This is a genomic window from Streptomyces shenzhenensis (assembly GCF_021462265.1).
Taxonomy (GTDB): Bacteria; Actinomycetota; Actinomycetes; order Streptomycetales; family Streptomycetaceae; genus Streptomyces; species Streptomyces shenzhenensis.
Genome location: NZ_JAJONF010000174.1, coordinates 1 through 873, shown reverse-complemented (window position 1 = coordinate 873; position 873 = coordinate 1). Strand labels below are relative to the sequence as shown.

General features: G+C 72.2%; 1 protein-coding gene. It reads right to left on the bottom strand.

Translation table 11 applies throughout. From position 1 onward, the window contains the following. Positions 1 to 873 (bottom strand): NB-ARC domain-containing protein (locus LQ326_RS47310; RefSeq protein ID WP_234545396.1); only part of this gene is annotated, 873 nt, incomplete at both ends.

The window sequence follows — 873 nt, the reverse complement described above, 5'->3', positions numbered from 1 at the left end:
CGCCGAAGTCCAGGGACCCCGGGACGGCGAGCAGCCGGAAGGCGCGGGCCTGCTGAGGCGGCAGTTGCCGGTAGCCGAGTTCGAAGACCGCGTGGATCGACATGCCCCCCACCCGCAGTTCCTCGATACGGCGCTGCTCGTTGGCGAGCCTGGCGGTCAGCGTCGCGATGGACCACCGCGGCCGCGACGCCAGCCTGGCCGCCACGATCCGGATGGCCAGAGGCAGGAATCCGCACAGCCGCAGGAGTTCCAGCGCCTGCTCCCGCTCCGCCTCGAGCCGCTCGTGCCCGATGACGGTGCCGAGCAGCGAGAGGGCCTCGTCAGGGGTGAAGGTGTCGATGCCGAGCTGCTTCGTCAGCGGCAGGCCGAACAGGCGGGACCTGCCGGTGACGATGACCCCGCAGCCGACCGACCCGGGCATCAGGTCCAGGACCTGCGCCGCGTCCCGCGCGTTGTCCAGGACGATCAGCACCCTGCGGCCGTCCAGCATCGAACGGAACAGCTTCGCGCGGTCCTCACGCGTATCGGGTACGGCCTCGGCGGCGACGCCCAGTGACAGCAGGAACCCCGTTAGCACGATGGCGGGCTCCGCCGGGGTGTCGTCCCCTCCGCGCAGATCGGCGTAGAGCTGCCCGTCGGGGTAGGCGTCGCGTACGCCGTGGGCCGTGTACAGGGCCAGGGAGGTCTTCCCGATCCCGCCCATGCCGGCTATCGCCACGACGGTCGGCGCTCGGCGTCCGGACATCGTCAGCAGGGTGCGCATGTCGCTGAAGGCGTCGGTGCGGCCGGCGAAGTCCGGCAGTACGGGCGGCAGTTGCGCCGGCGCCGGCAGCGGTTCCCGATCGCGGGCGGTGGCCGGCGCGTTCTCCGTCC